This is a genomic window from Streptococcus sp. 27098_8_12, from assembly GCF_041432115.1.
GTDB lineage: Bacteria > Bacillota > Bacilli > Lactobacillales > Streptococcaceae > Streptococcus > Streptococcus parasanguinis_V.
In genome coordinates this window covers 1-24723 of record NZ_JAPVZA010000010.1, presented here as the reverse complement: position 1 = coordinate 24723, position 24723 = coordinate 1, and the positions used below count along the sequence as shown (strand labels likewise).

28 protein-coding genes, 1 pseudogene and 1 other annotated feature are annotated in these 24723 nt (G+C 41.6%); of the genes and pseudogenes, 2 read left to right on the top strand and 27 right to left on the bottom strand.

Translation table 11 applies throughout. The features are described 5' to 3' along the window. Positions 1-23 precede the first annotated feature (23 nt). The 15 genes from O3629_RS05360 to O3629_RS05290 form a co-directional block, all read right to left on the bottom strand. Positions 24-857, bottom strand: coding sequence for a PRD domain-containing protein (locus O3629_RS05360; RefSeq protein ID WP_070466123.1), 834 nt, complete (start codon positions 855-857; stop codon positions 24-26). A gap of 309 nt (positions 858-1166) precedes the next feature. Then, positions 1167-2147, bottom strand: coding sequence for a tagatose-bisphosphate aldolase (lacD, locus tag O3629_RS05355; protein ID WP_049484016.1), 981 nt, complete (start codon positions 2145-2147; stop codon positions 1167-1169). 1 nt (position 2148) lies between these two features. Then, on the bottom strand, positions 2149-3078 hold the full coding sequence (locus O3629_RS05350; RefSeq protein ID WP_371608838.1) for a tagatose-6-phosphate kinase: 930 nt from the start codon (positions 3076-3078) through the stop codon (positions 2149-2151). Positions 3079-3088: 10 nt separating this feature from the next. After that, the gene (gene lacB / locus O3629_RS05345; protein WP_371608837.1) at positions 3089-3604 is read right to left on the bottom strand and encodes a galactose-6-phosphate isomerase subunit LacB; all 516 of its coding nucleotides are present in this window, start codon (positions 3602-3604) and stop codon (positions 3089-3091) included. A gap of 16 nt (positions 3605-3620) precedes the next feature. Next, positions 3621-4046 carry a galactose-6-phosphate isomerase subunit LacA gene (lacA, locus tag O3629_RS05340; protein ID WP_003007724.1) on the bottom strand — a complete coding sequence of 142 codons (426 nt, stop codon included), beginning with the start codon at positions 4044-4046 and terminating at the stop codon, positions 3621-3623. A 201-nt stretch (positions 4047-4247) separates the two neighbouring features. Then, positions 4248-5723: a PTS transporter subunit IIC gene (locus O3629_RS05335; protein WP_049474601.1), complete on the bottom strand. Its 1476-nt coding sequence runs from the start codon at positions 5721-5723 to the stop codon at positions 4248-4250. Positions 5724-5821: 98 nt separating this feature from the next. Beyond that, positions 5822-6127: a PTS sugar transporter subunit IIB gene (locus O3629_RS05330; RefSeq protein WP_003002828.1), complete on the bottom strand. Its 306-nt coding sequence runs from the start codon at positions 6125-6127 to the stop codon at positions 5822-5824. 35 nt (positions 6128-6162) lie between these two features. Beyond that, positions 6163-6639 carry a PTS sugar transporter subunit IIA gene (locus O3629_RS05325; protein ID WP_003007730.1) on the bottom strand — a complete coding sequence of 159 codons (477 nt, stop codon included), beginning with the start codon at positions 6637-6639 and terminating at the stop codon, positions 6163-6165. Positions 6640-6981: 342 nt separating this feature from the next. Beyond that, a complete protein-coding gene (locus tag O3629_RS05320) occupies positions 6982-7728 on the bottom strand; it encodes a DeoR/GlpR family DNA-binding transcription regulator (protein ID WP_371608836.1) in 747 nt (248 codons plus the stop codon). A gap of 212 nt (positions 7729-7940) precedes the next feature. Further along, the gene (gene rpmA, locus O3629_RS05315) at positions 7941-8234 is read right to left on the bottom strand and encodes a 50S ribosomal protein L27 (protein ID WP_003002805.1); all 294 of its coding nucleotides are present in this window, start codon (positions 8232-8234) and stop codon (positions 7941-7943) included. A gap of 17 nt (positions 8235-8251) precedes the next feature. Next, positions 8252-8596 carry a ribosomal-processing cysteine protease Prp gene (locus tag O3629_RS05310; protein ID WP_003002581.1) on the bottom strand — a complete coding sequence of 115 codons (345 nt, stop codon included), beginning with the start codon at positions 8594-8596 and terminating at the stop codon, positions 8252-8254. A 15-nt stretch (positions 8597-8611) separates the two neighbouring features. Then, positions 8612-8926: a 50S ribosomal protein L21 gene (gene rplU, locus O3629_RS05305; protein ID WP_003007734.1), complete on the bottom strand. Its 315-nt coding sequence runs from the start codon at positions 8924-8926 to the stop codon at positions 8612-8614. A gap of 34 nt (positions 8927-8960) precedes the next feature. Beyond that, positions 8961-9048 (bottom strand) — a sequence feature (ribosomal protein L21 leader region). Between the two features lie 136 nt (positions 9049-9184). Continuing rightward, a complete protein-coding gene (locus O3629_RS05300) occupies positions 9185-9727 on the bottom strand; it encodes a hypothetical protein (protein WP_371608835.1) in 543 nt (180 codons plus the stop codon). 52 nt (positions 9728-9779) lie between these two features. Continuing rightward, on the bottom strand, positions 9780-11000 hold the full coding sequence (thiI, locus tag O3629_RS05295) for a tRNA uracil 4-sulfurtransferase ThiI (RefSeq protein ID WP_049499090.1): 1221 nt from the start codon (positions 10998-11000) through the stop codon (positions 9780-9782). A gap of 18 nt (positions 11001-11018) precedes the next feature. Further along, a complete protein-coding gene (locus O3629_RS05290) occupies positions 11019-12161 on the bottom strand; it encodes a cysteine desulfurase family protein (RefSeq protein ID WP_371608834.1) in 1143 nt (380 codons plus the stop codon). A gap of 192 nt (positions 12162-12353) precedes the next feature. Between O3629_RS05290 and O3629_RS05285 the strand changes: the two genes are divergently transcribed. Then, positions 12354-12788, top strand: a complete 435-nt coding sequence (locus tag O3629_RS05285; protein ID WP_371608833.1) for a DUF6556 family protein — start codon at positions 12354-12356, stop codon at positions 12786-12788. A gap of 221 nt (positions 12789-13009) precedes the next feature. Here the strand turns inward: O3629_RS05285 and O3629_RS05280 are convergent, their stop codons facing one another. From O3629_RS05280 to O3629_RS05225, 12 genes and pseudogenes are all read right to left on the bottom strand, one after another. Then, a complete protein-coding gene (locus O3629_RS05280; protein WP_371608832.1) occupies positions 13010-13453 on the bottom strand; it encodes a hypothetical protein in 444 nt (147 codons plus the stop codon). Positions 13454-13499: 46 nt separating this feature from the next. Continuing rightward, positions 13500-13937 (bottom strand): lipoprotein BUG3, encoded by a 438-nt coding sequence (locus tag O3629_RS05275; protein WP_371608831.1) that lies wholly within the window; start codon positions 13935-13937, stop codon positions 13500-13502. A gap of 133 nt (positions 13938-14070) precedes the next feature. Further along, positions 14071-14496, bottom strand: coding sequence for a hypothetical protein (locus O3629_RS05270; RefSeq protein WP_371608830.1), 426 nt, complete (start codon positions 14494-14496; stop codon positions 14071-14073). A gap of 31 nt (positions 14497-14527) precedes the next feature. Next, positions 14528-15021: pseudogene (locus O3629_RS05265) on the bottom strand (hypothetical protein). Between the two features lie 419 nt (positions 15022-15440). Next, positions 15441-16511, bottom strand: coding sequence for a PotD/PotF family extracellular solute-binding protein (locus O3629_RS05260; RefSeq protein WP_371608829.1), 1071 nt, complete (start codon positions 16509-16511; stop codon positions 15441-15443). Continuing rightward, a complete protein-coding gene (locus tag O3629_RS05255) occupies positions 16508-17281 on the bottom strand; it encodes an ABC transporter permease (protein WP_009731236.1) in 774 nt (257 codons plus the stop codon). The genes O3629_RS05260 and O3629_RS05255 overlap by 4 nt, the downstream gene beginning before the upstream one ends. Then, the gene (locus O3629_RS05250) at positions 17278-18084 is read right to left on the bottom strand and encodes an ABC transporter permease (protein WP_061590835.1); all 807 of its coding nucleotides are present in this window, start codon (positions 18082-18084) and stop codon (positions 17278-17280) included. The genes O3629_RS05255 and O3629_RS05250 overlap by 4 nt, the downstream gene beginning before the upstream one ends. Beyond that, positions 18065-19222, bottom strand: a complete 1158-nt coding sequence (locus O3629_RS05245) for an ABC transporter ATP-binding protein (RefSeq protein ID WP_371468919.1) — start codon at positions 19220-19222, stop codon at positions 18065-18067. The genes O3629_RS05250 and O3629_RS05245 overlap by 20 nt, the downstream gene beginning before the upstream one ends. Before the next feature lie 208 nt (positions 19223-19430). Further along, the gene (murB, locus tag O3629_RS05240; RefSeq protein ID WP_371608828.1) at positions 19431-20327 is read right to left on the bottom strand and encodes a UDP-N-acetylmuramate dehydrogenase; all 897 of its coding nucleotides are present in this window, start codon (positions 20325-20327) and stop codon (positions 19431-19433) included. 119 nt (positions 20328-20446) lie between these two features. Continuing rightward, complete coding sequence (locus O3629_RS05235) at positions 20447-21385, bottom strand: hypothetical protein (protein WP_371608827.1); 939 nt, start codon at positions 21383-21385, stop codon at positions 20447-20449. Between the two features lie 127 nt (positions 21386-21512). Further along, on the bottom strand, positions 21513-22379 hold the full coding sequence (thrB, locus tag O3629_RS05230; protein ID WP_049475043.1) for a homoserine kinase: 867 nt from the start codon (positions 22377-22379) through the stop codon (positions 21513-21515). Between the two features lie 2 nt (positions 22380-22381). After that, positions 22382-23668 (bottom strand): homoserine dehydrogenase, encoded by a 1287-nt coding sequence (locus O3629_RS05225; RefSeq protein ID WP_049475044.1) that lies wholly within the window; start codon positions 23666-23668, stop codon positions 22382-22384. A 175-nt stretch (positions 23669-23843) separates the two neighbouring features. Between O3629_RS05225 and O3629_RS05220 the strand changes: the two genes are divergently transcribed. Beyond that, positions 23844-24722, top strand: coding sequence for a polysaccharide deacetylase family protein (locus O3629_RS05220; protein ID WP_049475047.1), 879 nt, complete (start codon positions 23844-23846; stop codon positions 24720-24722). Position 24723: the final 1 nt, after the last annotated feature.

Below are 24723 nucleotides of genomic sequence, written 5' to 3'. Positions count from 1 at the left end.
CTTATGATACCTTTTGAAAATTTTTATAATAGACGTTGAATATGCAAGGCTAAATAGACTTTTTCATTAGGAGATATCTTAGCTCCAGTCTGTTCAGCGATGGTTTGGTAGATCTGATGACTAATCTCATAAGCCTTTGGATAACTTAGCTGGATCAGTTGTTCCATCTCGCTCAATCCTTCAGGATCCTCTCTTCCCTTATCTAGGGAGTCAAGGAAATAATTAAGATGGATCATAAAGCGATCATAGAAATGACTGTTCTCTTCTTTTCGTTTCAATCCATTTTGAGCTAGTTTTTCTTCTACAGCTTTCAAAATCGCTTGGCGATCTTGGACATCAGGATCCTGCTCATGAATGACTTCCCCTTGTGCATTGATGAAGTGATAGGCGATACGATTCACTTCGTCATCAGGAAATTGATCCAAGAGCCGCTCTCGAAAGATTTCAATCGCTTCCTTTGCGATTTTATAGGGAATCGGATGCATAGCAGACGCATCAGGTAGATCACTGTGTTTGTATCTTCCCTGTTGAACCGCCTGGTAAGAACAAAAGATGTGATCTGTTAGTGTCACATAGATATATTCTTGAACAGGATAGGCATATTTCTTAGACAAGGTATCAATCACTTCATAAGTGGTTGTGATGAAATCAAGAGGAACATCCTTTAGAAGGGCCATAAAGTTTTCTCTTGATTCATCCGTGTTTAAACGAAATACTTTTTCGACCTTATCATCAGCTACTAGATCATGTTTCTTTTTCCCAAAAGCAATCCCACTCCCAACAACAATTAACTCTTGTTGAAGCTCATTTTGAACCAAAGCAACATTATTGTTCATTGGATGGATAATACGATACATGAGGCTCTCCTTTGTAAAATTTGTTAAAAGCAAATAAAAATGACCACGAAGCAACTGAAAAAACTAGCTTATGCTAATCATTCAATCTACTTGTGGTCACGCCTAATCTAACTTAGTAACGCTCACTGCTATTTAACTTATGAACTTATTCTATCATATGTTTTTTATTTTGTAAACCCTTACAGCGAAAATTTTTAAACATTTTTTATAAAAAATAAACAAAGCCTAAAAATAATGCAGAACATTGGAAGGAATTTCTTCCTTCCAATGTTCTAACTGTTGCTTTAGGAGGCAATCTTCATTTGGATCTTATACGCGTTCTGTCCAAGGTGTTGCTACTTTAGCCAAGACTGCGTTCAATTCTTCAATATTTTGACGACCTTCTGTACGAAGCCATTCACGAGCAGCTGCTTCTCCATCTTTGATGTAAGCTTCTACTGAACCTGCCCATGTTGCACGTCCACAAAGAACACCGTTGAAGTTGGCACCTGATGCATGAGCAAATTCCAAAGTTTCTTGGAAGAGTTTTGCGGATACACCAGCACTGAGGTAGATGTATGGAAGGTTGGTTGCTTCTTCTTGTTCTTTAAAGAAGGCAGCAGCTTCTTCACGACTATAGACAACTTCACCTTCTCCAAATCCTTCCACGTAGTTGACATTGACGGGAACTTCTACTTTCAATACATCGATATTGAAACGAGGATCTGAGAAGACTTTCATAGCTTCAATGACTTTACGAGGTTTTACTTTTGCATATTCAGCAGAGGTTGCATCTGCAATTCCTTCGTCATAAGCCAAGATTTCAAGGAAGAATGGAATGTCTTCTGCCACACATTCTGAACCAATGCGTTCGATATAAGCTTGTTTTTCTTGGTTGAGTTCTTCTGCACTATCTACATCATAGTAGAGCAAGAATTTCACAGCATCAGCACCTTGTTCTTTAATGCGTTTTGCTGACCAAAGGTTCAAGCAGTCAGGCAAACGTTTGGTGCTAGATGTATCGTAACCAGTCTTTTCGTATGCAAGCAAGAGCCCAGCATCTTTGTCCAAGGCTTTCGTAGCAGGCAACCCATATTCTGGGTCCAACAGCATAGAGGAAGCATATTTTGTCAATTCATCTGCTACAAGAACTTTCAATTCTTCCATTTGTGCTACAGTTGGCTCAGTGTCTTGGTATTTGGCCATCAAGCGTTTCAAAGCTCCACGTTGGTCGAAGGCCAAAGCTGAAATAACACCGTCTTTTGTACTAAGACGTTCCAAATAGTTGCGTTTTTGTTCTGTTAATACCATTTTATACCTCTTTTACGATTAATTGTTGATACAAGGCATCATAGTGCCCCATGTTGACATGTCCTGTTTGTGCTTCTTGCGCATTTAACATTCCAAGAACATTTGCTTTCTTGAGCAAGTCTGCGTCACTCTCATGATGATAGAGACCAGATGCAATCCCTGCAACAGTCGAATCACCAGATCCGACTGGATTGACGACATCGATCTTAGGAATATCTACCTTATAGAAGACATCCCCATGCTTAGCGAAAGCGCCATTTGCACCAAGGGAGACAATCACCCATTCGATGCCATCAAAGAGAGAATCCTGAAGAACTTCTTTTAAGTCTTCCACATTCTTACTCACTTCTTTTCCTAACAACTGTGATAATTCTTCATTGTTTGGTTTAATGACCGTAGGCTTAACAGCTGCTTGAATGGCAGCTTCTAAAGAAGCTCCCGAGCAATCGAGTACGACTGGTTTCCCAGCTTCCCTTGCAACCTTGACAAGGCTAGCATAGTAGTCCACTGGTAAACCAGCAGGAAGACTTCCAGAGATGGCTACAACCTCTACTTGTTCAACCAAGTGACGATAATGGTCGACAAAGTCTTGCCCTTCTTTCTCAGAAATGGTTGGACCTTTTTCTAAGATTTCTGTTTGCTTGCCTTCGTGAAGGATGGCGATACAATTTCGTGTATCTCCAGCAATTTCAAAGAAACGTTCCTCTATTCCTTCTCCTAAATGATCGAGAATGAATTGCCCCGTTTGACCACCAAGTAGGCCAGTCGCTGCCACTGGATCCTTAATCTCAGAAAGTACACGGGTAACATTGAGACCTTTCCCACCAGCTGTCTTACTCACCTCAGCCACACGATTGACTGTATCCAACTGGAGTACATCCAAAGGATAAGAAATATCAATCGAAGGGTTCAGCGTGACCGTTAATATCATACGTCACCTCTTAGTCGTGGTATTCACCACGGTCCCATTTTTCAAGGAATTCTATAAAGAAATCAGCATCCGCTTGATGAGCATTATGGGTTTCCACATGTTGGATCTTAGCGATCAATTTTTTATTTTCTTCAGTTGGTTTGTATTCAGCGTGAATGAATGCTTCAATGATATCGCACATGAGCAATTCACCAGTAATTTTACCACCAAACCCGATGACATTTGCGTTCAATTCTTCTTTTGCATAAAGAGCAGTTGTCATATCGCGTACCAAGGCAGAACGGATACCTGGTACTTTGTTAACCGCATTGTTAATCCCAACACCAGTACCACAGATACAAACTCCAAGATCTGCTTGGCCACTTGCTACGGCTTCACCGACTTTCTTACCAAAGATTGGATAGTGGGTACGTGTATGGTCATAAGTCCCAAAGTCGAGCACTTCGTATCCTTTTGATTTCAAAAAATCAGAAACAGCCATTTTTTCATTTGTCACAATGTGATCACAACCAATTGCAATTCTCATTTGAATTCTCCTCTCATTAGCACATCTTATTCAACATATCAACACGGATTTGGTGACGGCCACCGTCGTATTTACCATTGACGAAGCCTTTGGCAATGTTTTTCGCCAATTCATCTCCAACAATTTCAGCTCCCATGGTAATCATTCGAGAATTGTTGTGTCCACGTGTCATATAAGCAGACCGTTCATCTGAAACTTCTGCTGCTACCATTCCTTTGATTTTAGTTGCAACCATAAATGGACCAGCACCGTATGCATCAATCACGATTCCAAGATTTTGATCGTTTTTGTTCACTTCACTCGCAACTGCAAGTGTCACATCTACAAAATCTTGACCTTCAGCAGTTACATCCACAACATCGAAGTTTTCTTTTACAAGAAACTCTTTCACGAGATCTTTTAATCTTAATCCTGCAGCATCTGCACCAATTACAATAGACATGTCCTGTCCTCCTTTTGTTCGTTTCAGCAAATGTCCCTGTTGTTAATTTTTCACAAAGGAACATTTTCTTACTTTTGATATTATATTACACCTATTTTGAACGAAAGTCAACATTAAATTGTTTATTTTCGAACATTTTTTAAAATAAAAACACCATATCCACAACAGATATGGTGTCAGTTTTCAAACTACATATGACGATTATTTTGCATTTGCAGCATATTCTTCGTTACGTTTGATCATTTGTTTTCTGTACCAAGCGAAGATTCCGATATAGAATGCCAAGAAGACAACTACACCAAGGATAGCTTTGATATCACCAGTTGTTGCGTTACCGATTGTCCAACCGAGCAATTTTTCAACTGGTCCTTCAAGTGTTGAGTGAGTGATCAATTGAGTAGAAGCTACCCCTTTAGGGAAGGCATCAACACTCTTAGCCAATTGAGTTGCAAATGGTGCAATCAATGTTCCTGAAAGAAGGAAGAGTGGCAAGAGAAGGCTTCCGAAGATGATCATACGGATCAATTTACCGCGTGTTACAACCAACAAGGCTGGAGTCACACCCATAGCGATGATACCTGCAAGTGGCAAGATACCATTTCCGACTTTAGAAAGAAGCACTGCTTCGATCAACATGATTGGTGCAAGTACGTTCGCACAAGCCCAGATTTCAGCACGACCAGCGATAAATGGCCAGTCCAAACCGATGTTGAATTTACGTCCTTGAAGACGTTTAGTAGCAACGTTTGTAATACCTTGTGACAATGGTTCTACCGCTGCGATGAACCAAGAACCGATCAATGAGAACAATTCCAAGCAGACACCGGCAGTCAAACCAAGGCTCAACCAACCTTTAATAACCAATTCCCATTTGGCAGCATCTGGGACACCAGCTACTGGATGTGGAGTACCCATGATACCGATGACGATACCAAGAAGGAAACCGATAAAGAATTTAGATCCCCAGAAACCGATCTTCTTGTTCAACTTAGCAGCGTCGAAGTCGTATTTATCAAGACCTGGGAAGAATTTGTCAAAGATTTTATCCAAGACCATGATGATTGGGTTCATCATGTAGTTCATGTGAGTTGAAGTCATAGGTGATGAACTTGGTGCATTCAAAAGATCATCAAATGTTGGTTTCATCAAGTCTGAGTTGATGATTTTCATAATCCCTACAAGGACAACTGCAAGAGTTGCCAAGAAGAGTGATAAACCTTGGCTGACACCGTTGTTGTCCGCATACCATTTGATCAAAAGACCAGTGATAGACAAGTGCCAGATATCGAAGATATCGACGTCAAGTGTATCAGTCTTCTTGATCGCAAGCATGATAACGTTGACGATCAACATAATCAACAAGAAGTAAAGTGTCCAGGCAGACCCCCAAGTGATGGTCGCAAGAGGTGCCCAACCAACGTCAGTGATATTCAATTGAATACCTGTGTTCTCAACAAATTTTGCAAGAGACGCTGAGAAAGCTCCATTCAACATACCGATGATGGCACCGATACCAGTAAGGGCGATGGCAAGTTTAATACCACCTTCAAGAGCTTTAGAGAATTTCACTCCAAACAAGAGAGCCAATAAAGTCAAGACGATCAACATGATGATCGGAGCACCCATGTCTAGGATGGGTTTGAAAAATTTATTGGCAAAATCAATAATGCCATTCATAATAAATCCTCCCGATTTATAATTTTTTTGTAATTTACGGCATAAAGTGTTCCCAATTTTATCATTGGATAACGCTTACAAACTTGTTTAAAAAAATATTAACTTAATCCATGTTCTTTAATGGCAGCTTCGATGTTATCAAAGACTGGCGCACTCATCGCTGGAATACGGAATAAAATTGGTCCTGCTTCTACCACTGGAATACCAGGATCAAATCCCAAATCAGTTGCAGCAATTGGAGTAAAGATATCATAACCTGAAATCAAATCTTCATTGACATCTTTGACCATGACAGCGTCACAACGCACATCATAACCACGGTTTGACAACTCTTCTTCCAACGCATTCTTAATTTGGTGGCTAGAGTTAACACCTGCACCACAGGCAGCTAAAATTTTAATCATTTGGATGTCCTCCATTATAAATATTTACGAATGTTTTAGGAAATAGTTTCCGTAATGTATTGATAAAGCTTATCTTCACTATCTAATTTTGATAGAGCTTCGAGATTTCCATTGGATGTAAAGAAATCCATCAGCTGGGCCAAAATATTGGTTTGGCTTGAGCTTGAATTGTTGATAATGAAGAATAAAAGTGAAACTTGAACTTCCTTATCTGGAGCAATCATATTATGGAAGGTTACCGGTTGATCCAAACGAACCACGACCACATTCTCAGTGAGATTATGGACAATGTCAGTATGCGGGATCGCCACATTTGGTAAGTCCTTACCAAGAAATTCCATGTCTAATCCAGTCGGGAAAGACTTTTCACGCTCAATCAAAGCGGAACGATAGGTTGGTGTCACAATCTGTCGCTCTTCAAGTAAGCTTGCTACCTGCTCAAAGAGATCTGTTTGATCCTTGGCATGTAGGCAAAACACAAGATCTTTGTTAAAGAGTTGATTTAATCCCATTGTTGCCACCTCCTTATCTAACTATTTATTTATAGCTTCAGTATATCACTATATTGATTGATTGTCAATCTTTTTTTGTCTAGATTTGTTTATTTTTGTTTATATATTACTCTAAAGCGCTTTCTATCCGTCATTTTCCAACATCATTAAATCAGTAAAAAGAGAGTGGGACAGAAATCGGTAATTCGTTAGAATTCGATTTCGTCGTCCCACCTCCACACAGTTGAGTAGGGCTGTAAAAGCTGATAAAATCAGCGTAGTAGAGCCCACTCAACCACTGCGTCTTGCTCGACAAACCAAAAATAATTGAGAGGCTAGGACTTTTGTCCCAGCCTCTTGATCTTAAATGATTTTCGTATAAAAGCCGTACTTGTCTTTGATCTTCTTTGGAATGCTATCATCGGTAATAATGGCATTCAGATCTTCCACACGATAGAAACTGTAGAAGGAATAACTATCAAACTTGCTGTTATCAGCTACCACATATTTCTCTATCGCATTGTTCAGAATAATGGCATTGCCATTTCCTTCTTCTTCATTAGCTGTGGAGACACTATGGCCATCGATTCCATTCACCCCGATGAAGGCCTTAGAAACCTTGATTTCTTTCAAGAGTTTATTGGCAAATTGACCGACAAAGGTTTGTGTCTTCACCCGGTAGCGACCACCAACTAAGATCAGGTCATAATTTGGAAAATCCTTTAGCTTTTCAAAAATGGGGAGGGAATTGGTGACGATACTGATTTCCTTTCCGTCTAAATAGTCGCCGATAAAATCTGTTGTCGTACCAGACCCAATAAAAACGGTATCCCCATTTTCGATCAAGTCTGCACATTTTTTTGCAATGGTTCGTTTCTCATCAATATTGATGAGATTTTTCTCACTGTGAGAAGCCTCTAACAAACTATCTTTTACCTTTTTGTGGGCTCCACCATGTACACGAACTAAAAGACCTTGTTTTTCAAGATCGATCAGATCGCGACGAATGGTCATGTCTGTCACCCCAAAGAGTTCCTTGAGTTCTTTGACTGATACCACACTTTTTCGATCCAGTTCCTGAAGAATTTCAACATGTCTGCTATCTTTCATGGTACTACTTCCATTCCTACTATATTTGTCTCTATTATACTACATTTTTCAAAAAACACAAATTCAAACATTATATTAACAGGAGTAAACATGATATTTTTAAATAAATAAAAGAAAAAAGCCTTCTGATAAATCAGAAAGCTTTCATTTTGCTATTTCTAGCTTCCTCACCTTTAGATCAGGCTCGGGACAAAAAGGTTTAGAAAACCTTTTTATTTTGCGATTGGGTAAACAGAAACTTGTTTTTTATCGCGACCTTTACGTTCGAAGCGTACTACGCCTTCAACTTTTGCGAACAAAGTATCGTCTCCACCACGTCCAACGTTCACACCTGGGTAGATGTGTGTTCCGCGTTGACGGTAAAGGATAGATCCACCTGTTACAGTTTGTCCATCAGCTGCTTTAGCTCCAAGACGTTTTGCTTGTGAATCACGTCCGTTTGATGTAGAACCTCCACCTTTTTTGTGGGCGAAAAGTTGCAAGTTAGCAAGATTCAATTTCAACATAATTGTTTTCCTCCATGTTAGTTTTCTGTGATAACTCTTGTTTGGACGAACTCTGAAGAGTTCTCCGATAAGTTTGCCATCCCTAAGAAAAATGATTCAAAGAATAGTTGGGTCATTTCTCTTTGATGTGGTGGAATATCTGTCGGGATTGTGACCCGAAGGAAGCCACCTTCTTCTTCGTTTAATTCTAGATCCGGTTCGTAGCCTGCAAATTTCTCAACAGAGTTGACAAAGTTAATGGCTAGAGTCGAAACCGATGCACACACGACATCAAAGCCATATTCACCGCTTCCAGCGTGCCCAGTGATTTCTGCACTCCTCAGCTCGCCATCTTCGGCTCGTTCAAAGACTGCTTGTATCATGTGTTCTCCTAAAAATTAAGCGTTGATAGCGTTGATGACAACTTTAGTGTAAGGTTGACGGTGACCTTGTTTACGGTGGCTACCTTTTTTAGGTTTGTACTTGTAAGTAACAACTTTCTTTTGTTTTCCTTGTTTTTCAACAGTTCCAACAACAGTAGCTCCTGAAACAAGTGGAGTTCCGACAACAGTGTTTTCACCACCAACAAGAACAACTTCGTTAAATGTAACTTCTTGACCAGCTTCAACGTTCAATTTTTCAACGTAGACTGCTTGACCAACTTCAACTTTAACTTGTTTTCCGCCAGTTTTAATGATTGCGTATGTGCTCATTATGCACCTCCTATGTATTTTTGGGTTTCCCCGTATTTTTGTGAAGACTCGCCTAGCATCGTGGGACGAACCACTTACTCTCATGGAAATGAGCGACGATGTTCGAGCGGTTGCACAGGCATGTGCATAGTCAACTCTCTAAGTATATCACTTCTATCAGACAAAGACAAGTATTTTTGCGCTTTGAAAGCGAATTTTCTTTGAAAAATCTATTTTTTTATCTTGTAGTTTAAGATCGCATTCAAAACCGGCTTTCATCTACTTATCCTTAAATTTAAAGTCATTGAAGCTCATTTTTGCTTTAGACGAATCGTTCATGCTCTTCATCTTTTCTTCTTGTTCCTTGGTGATTTTGATAGGAATGGCTGCAGCCGTATTGGGTTTCAACACCCCTGATTCGCTCACTTCATAGTCCACTGTGACATCTTTAAAAAGTGGCTCTCCATCATATTCCAAATTTAGAACAAAGGATCCATCACGATCGATGGTTGTGGTGGTACGATTCACGATAAAGAACAAGGCGAAGCGGTTTTCCTCATTTCCAAAGGTATAGCCTGGGAAAAAGACAAATAATTTTCCTGGTTCTCCAAGCGTTGGATGTTCCTTGATAAATTTTTCAGATGCTTCCAGGACTTCGTTGTCCTGATCTTTGTACTGGTCGGCTCTGACAAATGTGAGGGGTTCTTTTTTACTGCTGGTTGACTGGCTGGTCTTTTCTTCTTTTTTCGGGCCAGTAAATGATACTTTAACACAGCCTGTCAACAGAAGCAAACTTGTCATTAAAACGATAACTTTTTTCATTTTGTCTCCTTTAAGTTGGTTAGAAAAAGAGGCTGGATACTCCCAGTCTCTCCTATAGCAAATCCTCGATCAGGTCATCGACCTCATCTTTTTCTGCTTTTGGTGTGATCTCTGTTACGATGATTCCTGCTACCGCACGCTCAACCAAAGCTTCCACATCCATCCGTTGCTCATACTGCTCCGCATTTTTGAGTTTCGGATTCGTCTTTGGACGATCCGGTGCAAAGATGGTACAACAATCTTCGAATGGCTGGATAGAAATTTCAAAGGTATCAATGGCTTGAGCAATATCGATGATTTCCAATTTGTCCATGGTCACCACCGGACGGATAACCGGCGTATTGGTCACTGCATTGATGGCCTGCATACTCTCTAAGGTTTGGCTAGCCACTTGTCCCAAGCTTTCACCATTGATAATCACCAAACCACCGCGAACCTCGCGAATACGGTCTGTAATGCGCATCATAAAGCGACGGGTCAAAGTCATGAGGTAAGCTTCTGGCGCTTTTGCCTTGATTTCCTCTTGGATCTCTGTGAAGGGTACCTCGATAAATTGGATATTGCCCCCAAACTTGGTCAACTTCCGTGTTAAGTCATGGGCCTTTTTAAGAGCACCTGGACTGGTATAAGGTGGGCTAGCAAAGTGAACCGCCTCGATATCCACTCCACGCTTCAAGGCTAGGTAACCAGCTACTGGAGAGTCGATCCCACCAGAAAGCATGAGCATGCCCTTGCCAGACGTACCAACAGGAAGGCCACCTGCTCCCTTAATGGTTTCATAAGAGATGTAGGCTGCTTCTTCCCGAATTTCAACTTGCAAGTTGATATCTGGTTTTTTCATCTGAGCTTGGATGGTTGGGATCGCTTCAAAGACCGCACCACCCAAGGTTTGGTTGAGCTCGCGACTATCGAGTTCAAAAGTGTGATCGCTACGCTTACTTGAGATTTTAAAGGTCAAGCCGTCCTTGTAAATCTCCTTCATAATCTCTTGCACCGCTGCTTTTAAGGCTGGCACTGATTTTTCAATCTTGTAAACAGGTGAAAAATTTTGGATTCCAAAAACCTGCTTGAGGGATTCTGCAACCGGCTCATAATCCGTCCCATGTAGATAAGCATGGGCCCGATCGCGGTCCGCTGTCACTTTGACAGCCGGATAAATAGATAAAACATCTTGGATATTATTGCGAAGTTTATTGATGAAACGCATGCGGTTCTTCCCTTTAGTAGAAAGCTCTCCATAGCGAATCATAATTTCTGAATAGGTTAAGGTCATATTGATTTCCTTCTAAAATTAACGTACTTTTCGTGTTTGTTCGTAAATCAGTTTGAACTTGGTCAAGAATTGCTCGACTTGGCTCATGTCATTTTCAAGGTCGAGACTCAAGCGAACAGCTGTCTGAGCGATACTCTTGTCCACTCCCATAGCAATCAAGGTACCAGCTGGTTTTCCAGCTTTGGACGAGCAAGCACTGGTGGTCGAGATGTAAATATCAAACTCTTCAAAGGCATGGACCACTACTTCTCCACGAACTCCTTTGATTCCGAAAGTCAAGATGTGAGGCGCAAAATGATCCTCGCCAGAAAAGATGGTGACATCTGGATAGTTGGCCAATTCTTTGCGGATGACTTCTTTCATCTGCTGGGTCTTGCTGGCAAAAGCTTCTTGGTTTTCCATAGCTAAGCGTAGGGCTTTTGCTGTTGCTGCGATCCCTGCCACGTTCTCAGTTGTCGAGCGCATTTCTTTTTCTTGACCTCCACCCGTTAAGAGGGGTGTGATCTTTTTGCCTTCTTTGATGTAGACAAAGCCAACTCCACGAAGACCATGGAATTTATGACTAGAGAAGGTCGCAAAGTCCACGCGCTCTGGTAGATAAACTTCTGTTGCTACCTTGGCTAAAGCTTGAACCGCATCGACATGGAAACTAATCGTTGGACGATCCTCTAGGAGAGCCGCAATTTCATGGATGGGCTGGATGGAGCCAATCTCATTGTTGACAGCCATGACAGAGACCAAGGTCGTATCCGGACGGAGAAGACTAGCCAAGGCATCCACTTTGACAAAGCCACGCGCATCCACTGGCGCATAATCTACTTCGAATCCCTGCGTCCTTAACCAATCAGCCGATTCCTTAATGGCAGGATGCTCGATGTCAGAGACAATGATATGCTTGCCATAAGGAGCTTTCTCAAAGGCGACACCCTTGAGGATCCAGTTGTCCCCTTCGGTCCCACCAGACGTGAAGTAAATTTCTTCAGCTTTCTTACCAATTAACTCTGCAATCTGTTTTCTAGAAGCCTCTAAAATACGAGTAGCTTGACTACCTAGATTGTGCAAACTAGAAGGGTTGCCCCAGATCCGTGTCGCTACTTCTGTATAGGTCGCAAGGGCCTCTGGATAAGGTTTGGTCGTTGCTGAATTGTCAAAATAAATCATGTCCTACGCATCCATCACTTTCTTTTTACGTAACTTCTATTTTATCATTTCTAACCGCTTGGGACAAGGATTTGATAAAGAGAGATGAGGTAAAATCACTCCATAAAATTCAGTTCTTTTTAGACATTTTTCAGAAAATGACTTATAATAAGAAAGTGTTAAAAAACAATTTTTGATAGAAAGAGAAAAAACATGTCACAATATTCAAGAAGCAACAAAAACCAAAAACCAGAGGATACTACAGACTCTAGACCCTCACGTGGTGAAAAAGTCAAACAAGGCCTATCACTATTTCAAACAGTTGTCGCCACGATTGCCAGTCTTTTAGGGATTATCGTCACTTCCTTTACCATTATGAGCCTGCTTAATAAAGACAATCAAAAAACAGAAGATAAACCATCTAGTAGCACCAGCGTCGTCGTGGTCCACGATAAGGGATCTGACTCCAGCGCTACAGATACCAATACAAATACCAATACGCAAACCGATTCAAGCAATACAGAAACAAGTTCACAAAAAGAAACCGATAGCTCATCCGCTACAGAAACCAGTTCACCTGCAGCACAAGACCAAGGTTCCACCGCAACAGACAGTGGCGCAGATACAGCATCATCCGGAACCAACTAAAAAATCAGTAAGGACAACCTTACTGATTTTTTTTTGCTACTGATTCCAGTTTTTTCTGATGTTTATAGAAAGCATCGATCTCATTGTCATACTCCCATTTGAGCTTCGAACGCTCTTCCTAAATTTGATCCAATTGTTCATATGGAAACTTTTTGGGTCTATATCTGTAAGCTGATTCTGCTAATGAAGCATATCGATTATCAAAACTGCTCAAATGCCAATTACTCAAATAATCTTCCCCCTACATTAATGTCGGATCCTATATACATCTCATCTAGATTCAATGTATTGTCCTCATTAATTGGGATATCTACTCCCCAACCCGATTCTTCAATATGATTTATACGTCCATAAACACTCATATAATATTCAGGAGTTGTCAGTCCACCATCACCCCATTGTGTATGATCCCAATCAATCTGAACGGATTCAACTTTTGAATTTTGTGCTTTGACTAAATCAATGACCTTCTGTTCGTGTTCTTTTAGGTAGTCCAGTTGTTCTTTTTTTATCTCTTCTTCTGTTTTTTGTACAACTTTCTTTGAGGATGAGGCCGTTACCTTCGGTTCGGGTCTTTTGGTCATGGTCATGATTTTTCCTCCAAGAAAAACGAGTCCTAGTATCGGTAACAAAATGATCAAAAATAGTTCCATTTGTCTCTTCATTCAATTCTCTCCAATCTACACACTTCGAATTGATCTATCAACTAATTTATTCGAAAATTCTTCCACCCATCCTTAAGTATTGGCCCAAAGACATCGTCTTTAAATTAATTTTGCCATCCTCCACGACCACATCAACTCGCCAACTGGATTCTGGATTTTGATTAATCCCTCCAAAAATGAGAATCATTTCGTCACCACCTTGAGGTGTTCCATTTCCTGCCACGCCCCACTCAGTTTCATCCCAATATATTTGGACAGATTCAACTTTTGGACTTTGAGCTTTGACTAAATCAATGACCTTCTGTTCGTGTTCTTTTAGGTAGTCAAGTTGTTTTTTCTTTATAGCTTCCTTTAGGTCTTTCGTAGATGAAACAGCATTCGTTTTTCCTTGTTTTGTATCATATTTATGATTTACGGTACATCCTCCTATACTTAGGAGCGCTTCAATTGAAGCAACTATTATCATGATTCTTTGACTTTTCATAAGTCCTCCTATCATTTTGTACAGATTATTCTTTTAAATGTCCACCTATCATTTCTGGATCTATTATGGACTCATAGCTCAAGTATTTTTGGAATCCTTTCCTCTTAATAGGTAGAATGATCTGTTGATTTTATTAAGGAAAATTTGAACCAGAAATTGAATCAATTGAAATTGGATTCTCAACATTTGGTTTTGGGACAATAAAGAATGAATAACCATTGAGTTCCTTATCATTTGCCCCATAGACCTTTAAACGGATGTCAAATCCAGATTCCGTAAAAGCACCACTATCTCCTACTTTCACACTATCCCAGTCATACTTGACCCGAACAACTTCTGGATCATTCGACTCTATGTAGTTCGTAATTTCGGACTCGTGTTTTTTTAAAAAGTCGACTTGCCTTTGAGTAACAGTTGCGGTATCTTCTTTAGTGGAGGAAGAGGTTGCAGTTTGTGCTTGTTTCGTATGAGCTTTTTGCTTTACACTACAACCTCCAATAATTGTGAAAATTAGCATTAAAGCTATTAACTTAAGTGTACATTTCATTTTACTTTTCATGCTTCCTCCTAACACTAATCCTTCTATTTACTTAGGAAAAAATTTTCCAGCCACCATTTTCCTCGATATAGATATCATTAAGCATGCCCATTTTTTGATAGTTGGTATGCTATTTTGATCTTCTAGGTAAAAATCAACGGAGAATTTTGTGTTTTTTAATTGATTAATTTTACCAGAAATAGATAAATTGTATCCACCACCCTGAGGTGTTCCATTCCCAGACTCTTCAATTACCATACTGTTCCAATCAATCTGAACGGATTCGACTTTTGGATTTTGAGCCTTCACAAAATCGACGATTTCTTGTTCATGTTCCTTGAGAAAAGCGATTTGTTCTTTTTTTATTTCTTCTTTTGATTTCTGTACGACTTTCTTTGAAGAAGTGGTTGTTATCTTCTGTTCTGGTCTTTTGGTTAGATGCATGATCTTTCCTCCAAGAAAAACCAGTCCTAGGATCGGTAACAGAATAATCAAAAATAATTCCAGTTGTCTCTTCATCTCTTCTTCTCCAATCCTTCCTTTCATGACTGGATGGGCCAGTCACTTTCCTTACTATTATAGCATCTTTCATTTGAATCTCAATCTAACTCACTAGTTAGAGACTATATGCAGCAATCATAAAAGAACTTTCGGCGTTCTTCTGGAATATAGGTAATCCTTTTTTACAAATAACACCTAGGTGTTGCTAAAAATTCAAATGTTGCATTTTTGTAGAGTATCTAAATATATAATGAAACTTTCCGCTGTGAGAAAAGTGCTAGAAACACCATTGTTTCTAGCACTCGGGAGTTTTGAAACTTTAGGTTCAAAACTAAGTCATGGAACTTCCTGGATTGCTGAAATCATCCACTGGATAATTTCACCTAACGTCCGTACTCACTTAAGGAAAGTTTCTAAAAAGAAATCATCTTCAAATAAAAAGGAACCCGAAGGTTCCTTTTGTGTTATTTTCGATACATCTTGACCTGAAGGTAAAGATCGTTATAGACTCCAAGCAATTTCTTGCCTAATTGTTGATAGACTTCCAAATGGTCCAGTGTTTCATCGCTTGGATAGAAGGCTTGATCATTTTGGATTTCTTTCGGCAACATGGCTTTGGCTTTTTTATTTGGCGTTGAGTAGCCAACATAAAGAGCATTTTTCAACGCATTTTTAGGACGAAGCATGAAGTTAATAAAGGCATATGCTGCTTCTTTATTTTTCACGGTTTTTGGAATGACAATGTTATCAAACCAAAGGTTGCTGGCTTCCGTTGGGACGACATAGCGAAGATCCTTATTGGCATCCAGCATTTGGCTAGCTTCTCCTGAGAAGGTAACCCCAATAGCTGCATTGTTTTGGATCATATAGCCTTTCATCTCATCGGCCACCAAAGCTTTGATGTTGGGTGTCAAGGTGTAGAGTTTATCTACTGCCTCTTGCAATTTCTTTGGATCCTTTTCATTGAGGCTATAGCCCAAGGTATTGAGACCAATTCCCATGACCTCACGCGCACCATCGTACATCATGATGTCATTTCTGTACTCTTCACGCCAGAGATCTGACCAATGTTCCGGAGCATTTTTGACCATCTTGGTATTGTAGATAATCCCCAAGGTACCCCAGAAATAAGGTACTGAATATTGGTTACCCGGATCAAACGATTGGTTCAAGAGTTTTGGATCGATATTTTCCATCCCTTTGATCTTGGATTGGTCCAACTTTTCAACCAGATGTTCATCCATCATCTTGGCAATCATGTATTCACTAGGTATCGCAATATCGTAGGTAGTTCCACCTTGCTTGATCTTAGTGTACATGGCTTCGTTGGAATCAAAGGTATCATATTGCACCTGAATCCCTGTTTCTTTGGTGAATTCCTTGAGCAAGTCTGGATCGATATAATCTCCCCAGTTGTAGATGACCAGCTTGTCACTATTTTTGGTATTCATGCTCGCTTCGATCTGGTGGCTAATTCCCCAGAGGACCAGAATGACAAGGACAATCCCAGTTAGGAATGAATAAAGTTTTTTCATGCTGCTTCCTCCTTTTCACGAGTAATAAAGTAGTAACCGATGACCAAGAGCACACTAAAGAGAAAGACAAGGGCAGACAAGGCATTGATACTGAGGGAAATTCCTTGACGGGCACGTGAGTAGATCTCTACAGACAAGGTTGTAAAGCCATTTCCAGTTACAAAGAAGGTCACGGCGAAGTCATCAAGCGAATAGGTAAAGGCCATAAAGTAGCCCGCAATGATGGCTGGTGTCAGATACGGCAACATGATCTCTTTGAGCATTTGCACTTGGGTAGCTCCCAAGTCATAGGCTGCATTGACCATATCCCGGTTCATTTCCTTAAGGCGCGGCAAGACCATCAAGACCACAATGGGAATCGAGAAGGCCACGTGACTAGCCAGAACAGAAAGGAAACCTAGCTGGTACTTCACCGTCGTAAAGAGAATCAAGAAGCTGGCCCCGATCATAACGTCTGGCGCTACCATAAGAATGTTGTTAATGGAAAGCAATGGTCCTTCTAGCTTCTTCTTAGATTGATAAATATAAATGGCTCCAAAGGTTCCGATCACCGTCGCAATCAAGGCTGACAAGAAGGCCAACAGGAAAGTCTCTGATAAGATCAGCATCAGGCGACTATCTGCGAACAACTCATTGAAATGCTCAAGTGTGAAGCCAGTAAAGGCATTCATATCTCCCCCTTCATTGAAAGCATAAAAGATCAAATAAAAGATCGGAAGATAGAGGATCAGAAAGACGAAACCTAGATAGAAATGAGATACTTTTTTCATCGTTCTCTCCTTTCTCTCGTTGCCCACATGGTTAAGAGCATGGCAAGGATCAGAACAACTCCGATGGTAGAACCCATTCCCCAGTTTTGTGTTGTCAGGAAGTGCTGTTCAATCGCAGTCCCCAAAGTAATGACCCGGTTTCCACCGATCATCCGTGTCAACATGAAGAGACTCAGACTAGGAATAAAGACAGACTGCACACCTGAGCGGACACCATTCATGGACAAGGGGAAGACCACACGACGGAAGGTATCCCAACGATTGGCACCCAAATCATAGCTGGCATTGATCAAGTTTGGATCTAAGTCATCTAAGACATTAAAAATCGGCAAGATCATGAAAGGCAACTCGATGTAGCTAGCTACAAAGATAAAGGAGAAATCGGTAAAGAGGATCTGCTGGGGAGCGACTCCGAGAAAGCTTAAAAAGCTATTGATAGAGCCATTTTGACCAAAGATTCCGATAAAGGCATAGGCCTTGAGCAAGAGATTGACCCAGGTCGGCAAGACGATCAACATCAACCACAACTGCCGGTGTTTGAGAAGCGTCAAAAAGTAAGCAGTCGGGTAGGAGATCAAGAGCGTCACCAAGGTGACAATTCCGGCATAAAGGACCGAATTAAAGCTCATCTTTAAATAAGTCAGATTTTGCGAAGTAAAGAACTCTTTGTAGTTTTCAAGTGAAAACTGCCCTTCAACGTTAAAAAAGGATTGAAAGATAATCATGACTACAGGAGCCAAGACAAAGAGAAAAATCCACAAGAAATAGGGGAGGATAAATAGATTAGAGGTTGTTTTCTTCATCTCTTTCCTCCTCAATGGCATTAATCAAACCAGCTTCTTGCTCTTCCACTTCAACGTACTCTTCGATCCGTGCATCGAATTCTTCTTCGGTTTCATTGAGACGCATGACGTGGATATCTTCTGGTTCAAAGTCTAACCCAATGACTTCTCCCACGATGGCCTTACGAGTGGAGTGAATCATCCACTCATTTCCCAAATCATCATAGGCAATGATCTCGTAATGTACTCCACGGAAGAGCTGGGTATCCACCTTTACTTGGAGCTTGCCTTCTTCAGGAAGAGTAATTTGCAAGTCTTCTGGACGAATGACGACTTCAACTGGTTCATTTGGACGCATCCCCCCGTCGACCGCTTCAAAGCGTTTGCCATTAAACTCAACCAAGTAGTCCTCGATCATACGGCCGGAAAGGATGTTGGACTCCCCGATAAAGGTCGCTACAAAGTGGTTGATCGGTTCATCATAGATATCAACTGGTGTACCAGATTGGACGATCTCTCCTTCATTCATGACAAAGATCCAGTCACTCATGGCAAGGGCTTCTTCTTGGTCGTGAGTGACAAAGACAAAGGTAATGCCCAAGCGTTGTTGCAATTCTCGCAACTCATACTGCATGTCTGTTCGAAGTTTCAAGTCAAGTGCAGACAAAGGCTCATCTAAAAGGACCACTCGTGGTTCATTGATAATAGCCCGTGCAATAGCTACCCGCTGACGTTGACCACCCGATAGTTTTTGGATCGAACGTTTTTCATATCCTGCTAACTGGACCATTTTCAAGACTTCTGAAACCCGACGTTCGATCTCAGCCTTGTCCAGCTTTTTCAAACGAAGGGGAAAAGCCACATTTTCAAAGACCGTCATATGCGGAAACAGGGCATAGGACTGAAAGACGGTGTGGACATCCCGCTTGTTAGTAGGGACATCATTGATCCGTTCCCCATCAAGGTAGACATCTCCAGAGCTAGCATCTAAAAGACCGGCAATAATATTAAGGATAGTTGATTTTCCTGATCCAGATGCACCGAGCAGGGTATAGAACTTCCCTTCTTCCAATTCAAAATTGATATCCTTTAGGACAACGGTTCCGCTATCTTCAAAGACCTTTGTAACATTTTTAAACTCAATAATTGGTTTTTTCAATTCACATAAATTCCTTCTTTACTACGATTACCAAACTGCTTTTCAAACGAAAACGCAGCGGCTGACAGGAAAACCTGTCAGGCCACCAATACCTCTCGGGGACTTACTAGACTGCCCCACCTATTTACGGTATCGATAGGCACTCACCCCCTTTCCGACTGATGCTATCGATGTTTGCTCTATCAATTGTTCTTCAATACTAACGTTCTTAGGCTTGACCGATAATACGAACTTCTGGTTCTAAACGGACGCCTGAGTGAGCTTCTACTGCCTCAATGACATAGGCGATCAGGTCTTCGTAGTCCTTAGCTGTTCCATTGTCCACATTGACCATAAAGCCAGCATGCTTTTCAGAGACTTCAACACCACCGATTCGATAGCCTTTTAAGCCTGCCTCGCTAATTAATTGACCAGCGAAATGGCCCACTGGACGCTTAAAGACAGATCCACAAGAAGGGTATTCAAGGGGTTGTTTCAACTGACGAAGATGGGTCAAACGCTCCATCTCCTGTTTGATTTGCTCGTGATTGCCTGGAGACAAAGCAAATTTGGCAGAGATGACGACAGCACCTGTCTCTTGAATCTTAGAATGACGGTAACCGAAAGCTAGTTCACTCGCTGACAGAGTTTCGATTTCCCCTTCCTTGGTTAAGACCTTACAAGATACAAGGACATGAGCAATCTCTCCTCCATAGGCTCCTGCATTCATAAAGACAGCACCACCAACACTGCCTGGAATGCCACTAGCAAACTCAAGACCTTTCAAACTATGATACAGGGCTACATGAGTCGTTTCGATGAGTTTTGCCCCTGCTTCTGCTTCGACCACATAACCATCCACACTGATATCTCGCAAGCGATCAAACATAATGACAAATCCCGGTATGCCCCCATCTCGGACAATAATATTCGAAGAATTCCCCAGGACCATCCATGGAATTTGTTCTTGGTTTGCAAATTGGACGATGCGTTTTAATTCGTATTGGTTGCGAGGAAAGGCTAAAAACTCAGCATTCCCCCCTACCTTTGTATAGGTATAATGTTTTAATGGTTCTTGAAAACGGATATCAATCCCTTCAAGAATTTGATTCATTTCTTCAATCATCTTTCTGTCTGTTCTCTCTCTATATAAAATACAAACTATTATACCAAATTTTCGACTATTTTTCGACCCTAAAAAACAAAAGAAGGCCCATAGTATTCAGGCCTTCCTTTTACCATTTATTATGCAATTTTACGAGCGATAGCACGATTCTTTTGTCCATCCAGAGCTGATTTGACCGAAATCCAAGCACCACCAAGAGTAAAGACAGCTAAGAGTGCTAGATTCAAGTAAAATTTATCAGGGACATCCCCTGAGAATGTCGCTTCATTGAGAAGCGTCCAGGACATATCAAATGGCAAATCCAGTTCACTCATAAGCGCCAAAGTATAATCTAATTGGTTGACCAAAAAGACGGTCAAGACCATCAAAATAGCTGAAACTACCACACCTTTTTTAGTCAATTTCTTACCAAGGATCTCATAACCTTTGATAGTACAATAACCGAGGGCAGCACCTGCCAAAACAGATACATAGCCAAGCCGTGCTACCAAGAGGGCAACGGCTCCACCGATGATCACACCGATCACAGCCCCTACAATCCCTAAGAGGAAGTTTTCTTCCCGCGCTTCATAAGCCTCCACCGTGTCTTGCACTTCGGCTTGGTAAGCTCTAAAGGTTGCATCGTCGATTAAGAAGATCGCATCTCCAATTTGATACAGACCGATTGGTCCTTCCTCACCCGTTTCTGCATTCACTTGCACAAATTGGTGGTTAAGTAAGAAATCAACAATATCTTGGATAGCTGTCCATAAGGTTTCGACAGCCTTCCCTTTGGTCATTCCGCCCTTGACGACGATCGAGGTCAAGTAACCATCAAAAGAGATGGCATTAATGGCTTTTGATTGTTCTTTTAGTTCATTCCAAAGAATCTCGCTATCTTCGATTAAGTCTCCTTCAGAACCTTGTTTCACACTGAGTGAAATGGTAAATACATTCTTGGTTTGAGCGCCTTCAATGACTAACAAGAAGCCTTCACGCTCTCCATACATCACACGGGCTTCGCCATCAAATTGCAGCCCAAGATCGGTAGCAATACTATATAAATATTCTGGTTTCATGTTTTCCCCCCTAAACTTTCGGGAAAGCTTGAGCTTTTTCCCATACAATTCCCATTCTACCATAGGAGAAGCAAAAAGGACATATACATTCGTATACATCCTTCTTTCATTTGTGTTACATTGAGGTTTATTTCTCAACACGAACGCCAAAAGTGTCGATTTTAAGTTGGAAAATCTGACCATCTAGCCCGAGTTTTTCGAGAGCTGCGACAAAGGCTGCTGTATGATCTGGCGCTAAGAGGTTCATGATCGTTGGGCCTGCTCCCGACAGATAGGTGGCGTAAGCCCCATGCGCATGCGCGACTTCTTTGACCTGAGGAAACTCTTTGACAAGAGATTGACGGTAGCGTTCGTGGAAATGATCAGACTCGATGGAGCGACCAGCCGTCAGTAAATCTCCCTTGAGGAGAGCTGCGATAGCGACATTGGCTACGCTACTAGCTGCAACAGCTTCCTTATAAGACCATTCTTTCGGTAGGACATTCCGACTATCACTTGTCTTCAATTGGTAGCTCGGTACAAAGGCCACAAGGTCACAGGTTGGAAAGTCAGCTGTGACATATTGGACATCTTCACCGATGTAGCTCGCGATGACCATATTCCCAAAGATAGCTGGAGCTACATTATCCGGATGACCTTCGATCTCGGTCGCGATGCGCAGTTTCTCAGCATCTGATAGCTGGAGGTTAGCTAATTGGTTGGCCAATTCAATCCCTGCGACAATGACAGAGCTAGAAGAACCAAGACCACGCGCCAAAGGCACTTCACTAGTCATCTTGATCCGATGAGGCTGCATATCCGTTGAGATAGAAAGGGCTGTTGAGAGCAAGAGGTTTTTCTCGTCTGTCGGAATCCCTGCTCCAAGATCATGCTCAATAAACCAAGCATCTGCTGGTTCAAGGACTTCAATGGTCAAATAGCGAGTCACGGCAATCCCAACAGAATCAAATCCTGGCCCTACATTGGCACTGGTTGCTGGAACAATAATTTTCATGCTTATTCTCCCAAGACCTTAAAGGTATTCAAGAGTTCGAAATTCGCCTCTGAATCCAATTTTTCAACCAAGTTCTTGAATTGTGTTTGGTTAACTTGGTGAGTAATGATGACGACACTTGCATAGTGACCATCTGAGTCTTCTTGGAGGATTTGCTTGAAGGAAGCTCCTTCTGCATTAAAGATTTCCGCAAGACGCAAGATTTGACCTGTCGCATCTGGTGCCTTGATTGAGAAGTAATAATTGTTCTTCACGTCTTCTGGCTTAGCCAATTGAAGAGGGCGGCTGTATTCATTGAAGGCTTTACCGATCGTTCCTTCTTTTAGACGACGGACAATGCGAACGAGGTCGGCTACGACACTGGTCGCAGTTGGTTTTTGACCAGCACCTGGTCCGTAGTACATAGACTCCCCAATACCGATGGATTCTACATAGACTGCATTCATAACGTCGTTCACTCCTGCGAGTGGATGCTGTTTTGGAAGGAAGGTTGGTGTCACTTCTGCTGCGATCCCTGACTCTGTTTCAACGATGGAGCCGACCAGCTTGATGACATATCCAAGGCTTTGAGCGACCGAGACATCTTGAGGAGTGATTTGGCTGATTCCTTTGTGACCTACTTGGTCAAATTGGATATTCATTCCAAAAGCGAACTGGCTCAAGATCACCATCTTGTAGGCAGCATCTATTCCTTCAACGTCGTTGGTTGGATCACTTTCAGCGTAACCAAGACGTTGCGCTTCTGCTAAAGCATCCTCATAGGTCCAGCCTTCTTCGACCATTTTGGTCATCATGAAGTTAGATGTTCCATTGACCACACCGAGCACCTTGGTCACCTTGTCAGAAGCTAGGGAATTTACCAAGGTCCGAAGGATTGGGATCCCACCAGCTACGGCAGCTTCATAATAAAGGGCCACTTGGTGTTTTTGAGCGATCTCTAGCAACTCGCTTCCATGAACGGCAAGAAGGTCTTTGTTAGCAGAAACTACGTGCTTGCCTGCTTCCAACGCACGGGTGATAAAAGTCTTCGCTGGCTCGATACGACCCATCAATTCGACCACGATGGCAATGTCCTTGTCTTCAATGATCTCATCGACATTGGTCACAAAGTTGTAGTCATGACCGGCAGCTTGTAATTTTTCCTTTTCCGCATCGTCGCGAACCAAGACCTTAGCGATCTCGATTTCATCTTGAGCTGCCTGGGTGATTTTTTCATGGTTTTCTTTTAATAAAAATGGTACGCCACTAGCAACAGTACCAAATCCTAGTAAGGCAATCTTAACAGACATCCTATTGACTCCTTGAATTTTCTATAGTAGCTCCATTATAACAAAAACTTGAGCGTTTGACAGCCAATTGCCTTAAAAATTCTGAATTTTCATGACAGGATCTGCCTGTAGCAAGTTCTGGAAAAGAACATAGAATTTGTGGTACAATAAAGAAAATAATGAAAACGGTGACACTATGAGTAAACGAAGAGTACCTAAAAAAATCAAAGCCCTACTTGGAATCAATGCCCTCCTCTTGGTCTGTATCTTTATTTGTAGCTTTCTTCTAATCAAGCGGATCACTCAGCCGAGTGACGGAAATACCAGCGGCACTGCCATGACGCGCTCGCTAGATGAACACAGTTCCTCTATCGAGTGGACTCGGGTGAAAAAGCCGGTCAAACTGCCCATCCTCATGTACCACTCAGTGCACAATATGGACGAGTCAGAAGCTGCCAATGCCAATCTGATTGTCGATCCAGAGACCTTTGAAAGCCAACTAAAGGCCCTGAAAAAAGCAGGTTATTACACCCTGACACCTGAGGAAGCCTATCGGATCCTCGCAAAAAATGAAGTGCCAAAAGGAAAGAAATATGTCTGGTTGACCTTTGATGATGGCGTCGAGGATTTCTATACCATCGTCTATCCGCTTCTTAAGAAGTACAAGATGACCGCCACTAACAATATCATCACGGACTTTACCCAAAAGGAAAAAGAAAATGTCCTGACCTTTGACCAAATCAAAGAGATGAAAAGTGCTGGCTTGACCTTTGAAAGCCATACGGTCAATCATCCAGACCTAGCCAATTCCAGTCTTGAGACCCAAAAGAATGAGCTGGTCGCTTCTAAACGCCTGCTGGATAAGGTGCTGGATCAAAATACCAGCGTTATCGTCTACCCATCTGGTCGCTACAGCCAGGTCACAATCGACCAAGCCAAGAAAGCTGACTACAAACTAGGCCTCACCACTAAAAATGGACTAGCCAGCTCCGCTGATGGACTCTATTCCCTCAAACGAGTTCGGATCCTTCCAACCACTACAGGAGAGGACCTTTTAGCTATGATGCAAGATTAAA

Coding starts and splice junctions, on each gene's coding strand:
- O3629_RS05360 (WP_070466123.1), bottom strand. CDS start 857: ATGTATCGTATTATCCATCCAATGAACAATAATGTTGCTTTGGTTCAA.
- lacD (WP_049484016.1), bottom strand. CDS start 2,147: ATGGTATTAACAGAACAAAAACGCAACTATTTGGAACGTCTTAGTACA.
- O3629_RS05350 (WP_371608838.1), bottom strand. CDS start 3,078: ATGATATTAACGGTCACGCTGAACCCTTCGATTGATATTTCTTATCCT.
- lacB (WP_371608837.1), bottom strand. CDS start 3,604: ATGAGAATTGCAATTGGTTGTGATCACATTGTGACAAATGAAAAAATG.
- lacA (WP_003007724.1), bottom strand. CDS start 4,046: ATGTCTATTGTAATTGGTGCAGATGCTGCAGGATTAAGATTAAAAGAT.
- O3629_RS05335 (WP_049474601.1), bottom strand. CDS start 5,723: ATGAATGGCATTATTGATTTTGCCAATAAATTTTTCAAACCCATCCTA.
- O3629_RS05330 (WP_003002828.1), bottom strand. CDS start 6,127: ATGATTAAAATTTTAGCTGCCTGTGGTGCAGGTGTTAACTCTAGCCAC.
- O3629_RS05325 (WP_003007730.1), bottom strand. CDS start 6,639: ATGGGATTAAATCAACTCTTTAACAAAGATCTTGTGTTTTGCCTACAT.
- O3629_RS05320 (WP_371608836.1), bottom strand. CDS start 7,728: ATGAAAGATAGCAGACATGTTGAAATTCTTCAGGAACTGGATCGAAAA.
- rpmA (WP_003002805.1), bottom strand. CDS start 8,234: ATGTTGAAATTGAATCTTGCTAACTTGCAACTTTTCGCCCACAAAAAA.
- O3629_RS05310 (WP_003002581.1), bottom strand. CDS start 8,596: ATGATACAAGCAGTCTTTGAACGAGCCGAAGATGGCGAGCTGAGGAGT.
- rplU (WP_003007734.1), bottom strand. CDS start 8,926: ATGAGCACATACGCAATCATTAAAACTGGCGGAAAACAAGTTAAAGTT.
- O3629_RS05300 (WP_371608835.1), bottom strand. CDS start 9,727: ATGAAAAAAGTTATCGTTTTAATGACAAGTTTGCTTCTGTTGACAGGC.
- thiI (WP_049499090.1), bottom strand. CDS start 11,000: ATGACCTTAACCTATTCAGAAATTATGATTCGCTATGGAGAGCTTTCT.
- O3629_RS05290 (WP_371608834.1), bottom strand. CDS start 12,161: ATGATTTATTTTGACAATTCAGCAACGACCAAACCTTATCCAGAGGCC.
- O3629_RS05285 (WP_371608833.1), top strand. CDS start 12,354: ATGTCACAATATTCAAGAAGCAACAAAAACCAAAAACCAGAGGATACT.
- O3629_RS05280 (WP_371608832.1), bottom strand. CDS start 13,453: ATGAAGAGACAAATGGAACTATTTTTGATCATTTTGTTACCGATACTA.
- O3629_RS05275 (WP_371608831.1), bottom strand. CDS start 13,937: ATGAAAAGTCAAAGAATCATGATAATAGTTGCTTCAATTGAAGCGCTC.
- O3629_RS05270 (WP_371608830.1), bottom strand. CDS start 14,496: ATGAAAAGTAAAATGAAATGTACACTTAAGTTAATAGCTTTAATGCTA.
- O3629_RS05260 (WP_371608829.1), bottom strand. CDS start 16,511: ATGAAAAAACTTTATTCATTCCTAACTGGGATTGTCCTTGTCATTCTG.
- O3629_RS05255 (WP_009731236.1), bottom strand. CDS start 17,281: ATGAAAAAAGTATCTCATTTCTATCTAGGTTTCGTCTTTCTGATCCTC.
- O3629_RS05250 (WP_061590835.1), bottom strand. CDS start 18,084: ATGAAGAAAACAACCTCTAATCTATTTATCCTCCCCTATTTCTTGTGG.
- murB (WP_371608828.1), bottom strand. CDS start 20,327: ATGATTGAAGAAATGAATCAAATTCTTGAAGGGATTGATATCCGTTTT.
- O3629_RS05235 (WP_371608827.1), bottom strand. CDS start 21,385: ATGAAACCAGAATATTTATATAGTATTGCTACCGATCTTGGGCTGCAA.
- thrB (WP_049475043.1), bottom strand. CDS start 22,379: ATGAAAATTATTGTTCCAGCAACCAGTGCCAATGTAGGGCCAGGATTT.
- O3629_RS05225 (WP_049475044.1), bottom strand. CDS start 23,668: ATGTCTGTTAAGATTGCCTTACTAGGATTTGGTACTGTTGCTAGTGGC.
- O3629_RS05220 (WP_049475047.1), top strand. CDS start 23,844: ATGAGTAAACGAAGAGTACCTAAAAAAATCAAAGCCCTACTTGGAATC.